This is a genomic window from Streptomyces sp. NPDC048484 (assembly GCF_040651415.1).
Classification (GTDB): domain Bacteria; phylum Actinomycetota; class Actinomycetes; order Streptomycetales; family Streptomycetaceae; genus Streptomyces.
The window spans coordinates 1-10667 of sequence record NZ_JBEZJY010000101.1 but is presented as its reverse complement, the minus strand read 5'-3'; the positions used below and the strand labels follow the sequence as shown (position 1 = coordinate 10667).

The following is a 10667-nucleotide window of genomic DNA, read 5'->3' as shown; positions in this document are numbered from 1 at the left end:
GAGCTACAGACACTCCTCGCCCTCTGGACCGGCGCCTGCCCCACCTGCCACCGCAACATACCCACACCAATACAAACCTGACCAAGCCCTACTAGTCACGGGGCCGCGCGTGGTATGTCCTGCGGGTGTGCTCCGTGTGGGCGCGCATGACCTCGGTGGCGCGCTGTTCGTCGCGGGCCGAGATCGCGGCGATCAGGTCGCGGTGCTCGATCCAGGACTGCCGGCCGCGCTGCCGGGCCACCGGCGTGTAGTACCAGCGGACGCGCCGGTCGACCTGTGCGGCCAGTTCGGCCAGGACCGCGTTGCCCGCGAGTTCCATGACCTTGGCGTGGAAGCGGGCGTTGGTCGCGACCGCGCCGTCCACGTCGTCGGCGGCGACCGCCTCCTCGCCCTCGGCGCACAGCTCCTCCAGGGCCGCGATGCCCGATGTGCCCGTGTTGGCCGCCGCGAGCCGGGAGGCCTCGGCCTCCAGGAGCGTACGCACGGTGAGGAGCTGGTCCGCCTCCGCCTCGGTCGGCTCATGCACGAACGCGCCCTGCGCGGGCCGCAGATCGACCCAGCCCTCGGTGTTCAGCCGCTGCAACGCCTCGCGCACGGGCTGCCGGGAGACCCCGAGGTGCCCGGCCAGTTCGCTCTCGACGAGGTGCTGGCCGGGCTGGAGGGCGCGCGTCGTGATCAGTTCGAGCAGGGCCTCGTAGACACGGTCCCTGAGCGGACCCGGCCGTTCGAGCCTCGGCACCGACCCCTGCGGCAGTCCGGTCGACAACATCGCGGTCCCCCTCCTGGGCAGTGGCGGCGTACGCGCCGGCAGCACGGCAGCCTGAAAGCCAGTATCAATTGTCTTTCGTCTACAGTCTACGGCGCACAATGACCAGGCCAAGGGGGGGTCGACCTCGTCACACCGTGAAAGACCCGCAGGTCACGGGCAGTGGATGACCTGACCCGCGTACGAGAGATTGCCGCCGAAGCCGAAGAGGAGCACACGGTCGCCGCTGGAGATCTGGCCGCGTTCGACGAGCTTGGACAGGGCGATCGGGATGCTGGCGGCGGAGGTGTTGCCGGATTCGACGACGTCACGCGCGACGACGGCGTTCACGGCGCCGATCTTCCCTGCGAGGGGCTCGATGATCCGCAGGTTCGCCTGGTGCAGCACGACCGCGGCGAGGTCCTCGGGGGTGAGCCCGGCGCGCTCGCAGGCCTTGCGCGCGATGGCGGGCAGCTTGGTTGTCGCCCACCGGTAGACGCTCTGGCCCTCCTGGGAGAACCGGGAAGGGGTGCCCTCGATGCGTACCGCGTTCCCCATCTCGGGCACAGAGCCCCAGAGCACGGGCCCGATGGCGGCCTCGTCGGCGGCCTCGACCACGGCGGCGCCCGCCCCGTCCCCGACGAGCACGCAGGTCGTACGGTCCGTCCAGTCGGCCACGTCGGACATCTTGTCGGCGCCGATGACCAGCACCCGGGTCGCGCCACCGGCGCGTACTGCATGGTCGGCGGTGGCCAGCGCGTGGGTGAAGCCCGCACAGACCACGTTGATGTCCATGACGGCCGCTGACGGGATGCCGAGGCGGGCGGCCACCCGGGCGGCCATGTTCGGCGACTTGTCGATGGCGGTGGAGGTGGCCACCAGGACGAGATCGATGTCCTCGGGGGCGAGGCCGGCGGCCGCGAGGGCCTTGGCGGCGGCGTGCGCGGCCAGCTCGTCGACCGGTTCGTCGGGCCCGGCGATGTGGCGCGTACGGATGCCCACCCGGCTCGTGATCCACTCGTCGTTGGTGTCGACCAGCTCCGCCAGGTCCTCGTTGGTGAGAACCCTGGCGGGCTGGTAGTGGCCGACGGCGGCGATGCGTGAGCCGTTCATGGGCGGTCCCCTTGGTTGCCTGGGTAGCAGGACTCTCCAGTCTGATCAGGTACTCACGGATACGAGGACACGTAAAGTCACAGGATTGGCGTGCCACCCTTGTTGGCTTCCGTCAGACCCCGGGACGCCCGAACGCCCGATCTGCGGACATTCGGGCGACTGCCCCGTCGGCCATCCCGTGAACGGGACTATCCCGTGAACAACTGGGTTGCTTTCTGTACAAGCTCGTACAGACCGTAGAGCAGCGGCGCTCCCACCCAGACCCAGGCGAAGGCGATCAGCCCGCGGCGGCCGGGAGGGGCGCTGTCAGGCGGACTGCTGTCGCTGGCCGACATCGGTGGCCTCCTTCTGGGCGGGGATGTGGTGGCGGGCGTCGACGGGCCGGACGAGTTCGTTGGCGACGAACCCGACCACGAGCAGCCCGATCATGATGATCAGTGACAGTCCGTAGAGGGACGCTCCGGATTTGCCGGCGTCCTCCTGCCGGTCCGCGATCCAGTTGACGATCAGGGGGCCGAGCACACCGGCCGTGGACCAGGCGGTGAGCAGCCGTCCGTGGATCGCGCCGACCTGGTAGGTCCCGAAGAGGTCCTTCAGGTAGGCGGGGACGGTCGCGAAGCCTCCTCCGTAGAAGGAGAGGATCACCAGCGCGCAGATGATGAACACGGGCTTCGACGAGTCCCCGACCCAGGCGATGAGCGCGTACATCAGCGCACCGACGCCCAGGTACACGCGGTAGATGTTCTTGCGTCCGATCAGGTCGGACGTCGACGACCAGCCTATCCGGCCCGCCATGTTGGCCGCGGAGAGCAGCGCGACGAATCCGGCCGCCGCCGACACCGAGACGGGTGTCGAGGTGTCCGCGAAGAAGTCCGTGATCATCGGCGCGGCCTTCTCCAGGATGCCGATGCCGGCGGTCACGTTCATGCAGAGCACGATCCACAGGAGCCAGAACTGCGGGGTGCGCACGGCACTCTTCGCGGAGACCTGCACGCCCTCCAGCGGGGCCGGAGCGCCGTCGGCCGTGGTCTTCGCGGGACGCGGCACGCGCACCAGCAGCACGCCGAGCGACATGAAGACGGCGTACGTCAGTCCGTGCACGAGGAAGGCCAGCGCGATGCCCGAGCTGTCGGAGCCGAAGGAGTCCAGCATCTGCGCGGACCACGGCGAGGCGATCAGCGCGCCGCCGCCGAAGCCCATGATGGCGATGCCGGTGGCCATGCCCGGCCGGTCCGGGAACCACTTGATGAGCGTCGAGACGGGCGAGATGTAGCCGATACCGAGGCCTATGCCGCCCACGAAGCCGTAGCCGAACACGATCAGCCAGTACTGCTCGGTGGCGGCGCCGAGAGCGGACAGCAGAAAGCCCGAGGAGAAGCAGATCAGGGCGACCGTCATCGCCCAGCGCGGCCCGTTGCGCTCCACGAGCGTGCCGCCGAACGCGGCGGACAGACCGAGCATCACGATGCCGAGCTGGAAGGGCAGCGCGCTCTGGGTGCCGCTGAGGTCGAGCGCGGACTCCAGGGAGGGCTTGAACACGGACCAGGCGTAGGCCTGTCCGATGGAGAGGTGGACCGACAGGGCCGCGGGCGGGACCAGCCAGCGGCTCCAGCCCGGTGGGGCTACAGGGGGACTCATGATCCCGGACGATAGGAAGCGGTTGTTCGGTTGGGAAGCGGGACCGGCCCAACTCGTCGACCGTATGCGGTGAACGGTACGCGGAGTGCGGTGAACGGTCGGTTTCGGGCGACGAACGGTGTTTCCGGCCGAACTCGGCGCCTCTACCAAGGGTGTTCGCAACGCGACACTCAGCGACCTCCGGAGGTGATCCCCGAGGACGACCCCGGCGGATCCCGTGGGCGGCCCCAGCGGATCGCACAAGCGGCCTCGGCGGATCCCGGGGCGGCGGTCACCTTGCGCCAGGTGCTGCGCGAACCCTTGCTGCTCCAACTTCCATACTGTAGACAATATTCAGTCGACACGATTCAACACTGCTCAGTACTACTGAGCACCTCCTCGGTACCCTCGACCGAACGGAGCCCCTCAAGTGAAAGTGGCAGTTCTCGGCGCCGGTGCGATCGGCGCCTACGTCGGAGCCGCGCTGCATCGCGCGGGTGCCGATGTGCACCTCATCGCCCGTGGACCGCATCTCGCGGCCATGAGGCAGCACGGAGTGCGAGTGCTCAGCCCGCGCGGTGACTTCACCGCCCGGGCCCACGCCACCGACGACCCGGCCGAGGTCGGCCCGGTCGACTTCGTCTTCCTGGGCCTGAAGGCCAACTCGTACGCGGCGTGCGGGCCGCTCATCGAGCCGCTTCTCCACGACAGGACCGCGGTGATCGCCGCGCAGAACGGCATTCCCTGGTGGTACTTCCACCGGCACGGCGGCCCGCACGACGGTCACCGCATCGAGAGCGTGGACCCGGACGGCGCGGTCAGTGCGGTGATCGCGCCGTCCCGGGCCGTCGGCTGTGTCGTCTACGCGGCGACCGAGCTGGCGGGACCGGGAGTGGTCCGCCATCTCGAAGGCACCCGGTTCTCCATCGGCGAGCCGGACCGTACGGTCTCGGTGCGCTGCACCGCGTTCGGCGAGGCCATGGTGGCCGGCGGGCTCAAGTGTCCGGTGGAGCCCGACCTGCGCAACGACATCTGGCTCAAGCTGCTCGGCAACATCTCCTTCAACCCCATCAGCGCCCTGGCCCGCGCCACCATGCGGCAGATGTGCCTGCACGGCGGCACCCGCCGGGTCATCGAGATCATGATGACCGAGACGCTCGCGGTCGCCGAGGCGCTGGGCTGCGAGGTGGGCGTCTCCATCGAGAGGCGGCTGGCCGGCGCGGAGCGTGTCGGCGACCACCGCACCTCGACGCTCCAGGATCTGGAGCGCGGCAAGCCGCTCGAACTCGACGTGCTGCTCGCCGCCGTCGTCGAACTCGCGGAGATCACCGACGTCCCGGTGCCCACGCTCCGCACCGTCCACGCCATCTCGGACCTGCTCGCACTGAGGACCGCCACATGAGGACATCCACCAGGATTCTGAGGACCGCCGTATGAGGAAACGCGACCGAACTCCCAAGGTGTACAACCGACTTCAGTACCCGCTGGTCCGTGACTCCCGTGACGAGCCCTTCCGGCGCGCCACCTGGGACGAGGCCCTGGACCGTACCGCCCGGGGCCTCGGGGCCGCACGCGGCGCGTTCGGCCTGTTCTCCTGCGCCCGCGCAACCAACGAGATGAACTACGTGGCGCAGAAGTTCGCCCGCGTGGTCATGGGCACCAACAACGTCGACTCCTGCAACCGCACCTGTCACGCGCCCAGCGTGGCGGGCCTGTCGGCGGCCTTCGGCTCGGGCGGCGGGACCTCCTCGTACGCCGAGGTCGAGCACACCGACCTCGTCGTGATGTGGGGCTCCAACGCCCGCTTCGCGCACCCGATCTTCTTCCAGCACGTACTGAAGGGGATCAGGAACGGCGCCCGGATGTACGCGGTCGACCCGCGCCGCACCTCCACGGCCGAGTGGGCCGAGGGCTGGCTCGGGCTGAACGTCGGCACGGACATCCCGATGGCCCACGCGATCGGCCGCGAGATCATCCGGGCGGGGCTCGCGAACGACGCGTTCATCGAGCGGGCGACCACCGGCTTCGAGGAGTACAAGCAGCTCGTCGAACCGTGGACGCTGTCGCTCGCCGAGAAGGTGACGGGCGTACCGGCCGCAGCGATACGGGAGTTGGCGCACGCCTACGCCCGCGCGGAGCGCGCCCAGCTGTGCTGGACGCTCGGCATCACCGAGCACCACAACGGCACGGACAACGTCCGCGCACTCATCAACCTGTCGCTCCTGACAGGCCATGTGGGGCGCTTCGGCTCGGGACTGCAGCCCCTGCGCGGGCAGAACAACGTGCAGGGCGGCGGCGACATGGGCGCCATCCCGAACCGGCTGCCCGGCTTCCAGGACCTCCTCGACGCGGACACCCGGGTGAAGTTCGAGTCCGTGTGGGGCACCGTCATCCAGCCCCACTACGGGCTGAACCTGACGGAGATGTTCGAGGCCATGGAGGAGGGCTCGCTCAAGGCCGTCTACTGCATCGGGGAGAACCCCGCCCAGTCGGAGGCCGACAGCGAGCAGGCCGTACGGCGCATGCGGGCCCTCGACTTCCTCGTCGTCCAGGACATCTTCCTGACGAAGACGGCCGAGCTGGCGGATGTCGTCCTTCCCGCGACCGCGGGCTGGGCCGAGACCGAGGGCACGACCACCAACAGCGAGCGGCGCGTTCAGCGGGTACGCCGGGCGGTCGTCCCGCCCGGTGAGGCCCGCGAGGACGTCGACATCCTCTGCGACCTCGCCTCCCGGCTGGGCCACGAGTGGAAGTACGCGGACTCCGAGGCCGTCTGGAACGAGCTGCGGTCGGTGTCCCCGGACCACTACGGGATGACGTACGAGCGGCTGGCGGAGCACCAGGGCATCCAGTGGCCGTGCCCGGAGACGGACCGGATCGAACCGACCTATCTGCACGGCAGGCTGTGGGCGTCCGACCCGGCCGCGCGCGGCCGCCTCGCGCCCTTCGGGCTCGTCCAGCACGACCCGCCCGTCGACCTGACGGACGAACGGTTCCCGATCCGGCTGACCACCGGGCGGCGGCTCGACTCGTACAACACCGGGGTGCAGAGCGGCGGTTTCGCCTCGCCGATGCGGCGCGGTGAGTACGTCGAGCTGTGCCCGGAGGACGCGGAGCGCTACGGCGTGATGGTCGGCGAGCAGGTCCAGGTCTCCTCGCGGCGCGGCTCGGTGGTGGCGCCGGTGTGGGTCGACACCGCGCTGCGGCCCGGTCTCGCGTTCATGACCATGCACTTCCCCGACGAGGTGGACACCAACCAGCTGACGATCGAGGCGAACTGCCCGATCGCGGGGACGGCGGAGTTCAAGGCGTCGGCGATCCGCATCGAGAAACTGCCGGTTGCTCTTCAAGTGAGGTGATGTCAAGTGGACCTGCACTTCGGTGACAGCAAGCCGACGGACGAGGAGCGGGCGGCGGTCGACGCGCTGCTCGGACCTCCGGAGTCCTCGTGGGAGGGCGCCGACCGTTCCGACGCCGATCTCAGGTGGGCACGCGGCGGGCGAGAGGCCCGGGAACGTCGTGACCTGCTGTTGCCGGCGCTGCACGCCGTCAACGACCGGATCGGCTGGATCAGCGAGGGCGCCCTCGACTACCTGTGCCGGCGGCTGACGGTGCCGCCGGCGGACGCGTACGGGGTCGCCACCTTCTACGCGATGTTCTCGGTGAAGCCGCGCCCCACGACGGTCCTGCACGTGTGCACGGACCTCGCGTGCGCGGCGGCGGGCGCCTCGGAGCTGTGCGCCGGGGCCGAGGCCCGGCTCGGCCCCGGCAGCGGGGTGAGCGTCGAGCGCAGCCCGTGCCTCGGCCTGTGCGAGCGGGCTCCGGCCGCCCTCGCCGTCAAAGCCGGGAACTTGGTGCGTACGGCCGTGTCGGCGCCCGCGACCGTCGAGCGGGCGGTGCTCGCGGCGAGCTCACCCGACTCTGCGCCCGAGGAGCCGCCCGCCGCACTGGCGGTCCCGCAGGCCGGGGACCCCTCGCTGATGCTGCTGAACCGGATCGGCCTGGTCGATCCGGCGTCGCTCGACGACTACCGGGCGCACGGCGGTTACACGGCCCTGCGGCATGCCTTCGCGATCGGCCCCGCCGGGGTCATCCGCGAGGTCGGCGACGCGGGCCTGGTCGGGCGCGGCGGCGCCGCCTTCCCCACCGGCCGCAAATGGCAGGCCACGGCGTCGCAGCCCGACCACCCGCACTACCTGGTGTGCAACGCGGACGAATCCGAGCCCGGCACCTTCAAGGACCGCGTGGTCATGGAGGGCGACCCGTACTCCCTGGTGGAGGCGATGACGATCGCGGCGTACGCGGTCGGGGCGCACAAGGGCTATCTGTACCTGCGCGGCGAGTACCCGCGCGCGCTGCACCGCATGGAGCACGCCATCGGGCAGGCCCGCGCGCGCGGGCTGCTCGGGGACGACGTCCTCGGTCAGGGGTACGCCTTCGACATCGAGATCCGGCGCGGCGCGGGCGCGTACATCTGCGGCGAGGAGACGGCCCTCTTCAACTCCATCGAGGGGTACAGAGGAGAGCCGCGGTCGAAACCGCCCTTCCCTGTGGAGAAGGGTCTGTTCGGCAAACCCACCGCGGAGAACAACGTCGAGACGCTGGTCAACGTCCTGCCGATCCTCACCATCGGGGCCGCCGCGTACGCGGCGATCGGCAGCGGCGCCTCCACCGGACCGAAGCTGTTCTGTGTGTCGGGCAGCGTGGACCGGCCCGGTGTCTACGAGCTGCCGTTCGGCGCGACGCTCGGCGAGCTGCTGGACCTCGCGGGCGTACGCGACCGGTTGCGCGCGGTGCTCCTCGGGGGCGCGGCCGGTGGTTTCGTACGGCCCGACGAGCTGGACATCCCGCTCACCTTCGAGGGCACGCGGGAGGCCGGCGCGACGCTCGGCTCCGGGGTCGTGCTGGCCTTCGACGACACCGTGCCGTTGCCGCGCCTGCTGCTGCGGATCGCCGAGTTCTTCCGGGACGAGTCGTGCGGGCAGTGCGTGCCGTGCCGGGTCGGGACCGTGCGCCAGGAGGAGGCGCTGCACCGCATCGTCGAGCGGACCGGAGCCGACGCGGCCGCCGACATCACGCTGCTGCGGGACGTGGGCCGGGCCATGAAGGACGCCTCGATCTGCGGTCTCGGACAGACCGCGTGGAACGCCGTGGAATCCGCCATCGACCGCCTGGGGGCGTACGAATGACCATGACAACGCTGGGGATCCCCCGCCGTCTGCTGGAGTTCACCATCGACGGTGAGCCCGTGCGGGCACCGGAAGGTGCCACGATCCTCGACGCCTGCCGGTCGGCGGGCAAGGAGGTCCCGACCCTGTGCCAGGGCGACACCCTGGCCCCCAAGAACGCGTGCCGGGTGTGCGTCGTCGAGGTCGAGGGCGCGCGCACCCTCGTCCCGGCCTGTTCCCGCAAGGCGGAGGCGGGCATGGAGGTGCGGACGGACACCGAGCGGGCCCGGCACAGCCGCAGAGTCGTCCTTGAACTCCTGGCGTCCTCGGTCGACATGTCGACCACACCGGAGGTCGCCGGATGGCTCAAGGAGTACGAGGCGAAGCCCGACCGGTTCGGCCCCGACGCCGCCCGCCTGGAGGAGGAGCCGAGGGTCGACAACGACCTCTACGTGCGCGACTACGGCAAGTGCATCCTCTGCTACAAATGCGTCGACGCCTGCGGCGACCAGTGGCAGAACACCTTCGCCATCTCGGTCGTCGGACGCGGTTTCGACGCCCGGATCGCCGTCGAGCACGACGGTCCCCTCACAGACTCGGCCTGTGTGTACTGCGGCAACTGCATCGAGGTGTGCCCGACGGGGGCGCTTTCGTTCAAGTCGGAGTTCGACATGCGTGCGGCGGGTACGTGGGACGAGTCGGCGCAGACGGAAACGACCACGGTGTGCGCCTACTGCGGAGTGGGCTGCAATCTCACCCTGCACGTACAGGACAATGAGATCGTGAAGGTCACCTCGCCGCACGACAACCCGGTGACCCACGGCAACCTCTGCATCAAGGGCCGCTTCGGCTACCAGCACGTACAGAACCGGGACTGATCAGGACATGGGACGAGTCACGGAACGACGCAAGGTGATCCGCATCCGGGACGGGGCGGTCTCCACCCGCCCGGACACGCTCGTCGCCGAGGAACCACTGGAGATCCGGCTGAACGGAAAAGCCCTCGCGATCACGATGCGTACCCCGGGCGACGACTTCGCGCTCGCGGCGGGCTTCCTGGTCAGCGAGGGGGTCCTCGGCCGGGCCGACGAACTGCAGAACATCGTCTACTGCGCGGGCGCCACGGTGGACGGCTCGAACACGTACAACATCGTCGACGTGCGGACCGCGCCCGGCGTCGTCATCCCCGACATCACACTCGAACGCAACGTGTACACGACGTCGTCCTGCGGCCTGTGCGGCAAGGCGAGCCTGGACGCGGTCCGTACGACGGCCCGCTGGACGATCGACGACACGCACGGCGACACGACTCCCCCGGTACGGCTCGAACCCGATCTGCTCGCGAGCCTCCCCGACCGGCTGCGCGCGGCGCAGCGCGTGTTCGACCGGACCGGGGGTCTGCACGCGGCGGCCCTGTTCACCGAGGACGGCGAGCTCGTCGACATCCGGGAGGACGTGGGCCGGCACAACGCGGTCGACAAGCTGGTCGGCCGCGCCCTCCAGAACGGCACCCTGCCGCTCTCCCGCACGGTGCTGCTCGTCTCGGGGCGCGCCTCCTTCGAGCTGGCCCAGAAAGCGGTGATGGCCGGCATCCCCGTGCTCGCCGCGGTCTCGGCACCGTCCTCGCTGGCGGTGGACCTGGCCGCCGAGTCGAACCTGACCCTGGTCGGCTTCCTGCGGGGCACCTCCATGAACGTGTACGCGGGCGAGCACCGCATCGCTCTGCAGGCCGCGGCCTCCCAGAGCTGACCGGTCTCCCCGCGACACGGCGGCGGGGCCCCGATCCGGCGGGGAGCGCCCCCTGCGCCGGAGGGGCCCCGCCTCAGCCCTCGAAGGACCTGTCCGGAGTCGGTGGGCGTCACCGGGTCGGCATCCGTGGAGTTCTCCCGCCACGGCCGTGCCGTTTCTTGTGGGGTGCCTGAGAGCGCATTGACGCCCTCGCCTGCCCGAGGGCAGGCGATTCCGGTCCGTACTGCTACGCAGTACCACCACGGGTTCCTGTTTCACGGGCCTCTGCCGACCGG

Annotated in this window: 9 protein-coding genes; 5 read left to right on the top strand and 4 right to left on the bottom strand. The window is 70.2% G+C overall.

The annotated features are described in order from the left end of the window. Nucleotides 1-91: 91 nt before the first annotated feature. From AB0D14_RS44250 to AB0D14_RS44235, 4 genes are all read right to left on the bottom strand, one after another. The gene (locus AB0D14_RS44250) at nucleotides 92-769 is read right to left on the bottom strand and encodes a GntR family transcriptional regulator (protein WP_362791010.1); all 678 of its coding nucleotides are present in this window, start codon (nucleotides 767-769) and stop codon (nucleotides 92-94) included. 150 nt (nucleotides 770-919) lie between these two features. After that, complete coding sequence (locus AB0D14_RS44245; RefSeq protein WP_362791007.1) at nucleotides 920-1858, bottom strand: beta-ketoacyl-ACP synthase III; 939 nt, start codon at nucleotides 1856-1858, stop codon at nucleotides 920-922. A 188-nt stretch (nucleotides 1859-2046) separates the two neighbouring features. Next, nucleotides 2047-2193 carry a hypothetical protein gene (locus AB0D14_RS44240; RefSeq protein ID WP_362791004.1) on the bottom strand — a complete coding sequence of 49 codons (147 nt, stop codon included), beginning with the start codon at nucleotides 2191-2193 and terminating at the stop codon, nucleotides 2047-2049. Then, nucleotides 2165-3496, bottom strand: coding sequence for an OFA family MFS transporter (locus tag AB0D14_RS44235; RefSeq protein ID WP_362791001.1), 1332 nt, complete (start codon nucleotides 3494-3496; stop codon nucleotides 2165-2167). Before AB0D14_RS44235 ends, AB0D14_RS44240 begins: the two co-directional genes overlap by 29 nt. Nucleotides 3497-3905: 409 nt before the next feature. On the opposite strand from AB0D14_RS44235, the gene AB0D14_RS44230 reads away from it, so the two are divergent. The 5 genes from AB0D14_RS44230 to fdhD are packed head-to-tail and all read left to right on the top strand — an operon-like array spanning nucleotide 3906 to nucleotide 10392. Beyond that, the gene (locus AB0D14_RS44230) at nucleotides 3906-4877 is read left to right on the top strand and encodes a 2-dehydropantoate 2-reductase (RefSeq protein WP_362790998.1); all 972 of its coding nucleotides are present in this window, start codon (nucleotides 3906-3908) and stop codon (nucleotides 4875-4877) included. Between the two features lie 31 nt (nucleotides 4878-4908). Then, on the top strand, nucleotides 4909-6834 hold the full coding sequence (locus AB0D14_RS44225; RefSeq protein WP_362790995.1) for a molybdopterin-dependent oxidoreductase: 1926 nt from the start codon (nucleotides 4909-4911) through the stop codon (nucleotides 6832-6834). A gap of 6 nt (nucleotides 6835-6840) precedes the next feature. Further along, entirely contained in the window at nucleotides 6841-8664 is a 1824-nt protein-coding gene (locus AB0D14_RS44220; RefSeq protein WP_362790992.1) for an NAD(P)H-dependent oxidoreductase subunit E, read from the top strand. Beyond that, a complete protein-coding gene (locus tag AB0D14_RS44215) occupies nucleotides 8661-9521 on the top strand; it encodes a 2Fe-2S iron-sulfur cluster-binding protein (protein ID WP_362790990.1) in 861 nt (286 codons plus the stop codon). Before AB0D14_RS44220 ends, AB0D14_RS44215 begins: the two co-directional genes overlap by 4 nt. 7 nt (nucleotides 9522-9528) lie before the next feature. After that, the gene (gene fdhD / locus AB0D14_RS44210) at nucleotides 9529-10392 is read left to right on the top strand and encodes a formate dehydrogenase accessory sulfurtransferase FdhD (RefSeq protein WP_362790987.1); all 864 of its coding nucleotides are present in this window, start codon (nucleotides 9529-9531) and stop codon (nucleotides 10390-10392) included. The last annotated feature ends 275 nt before the right edge of the window (nucleotides 10393-10667 follow it).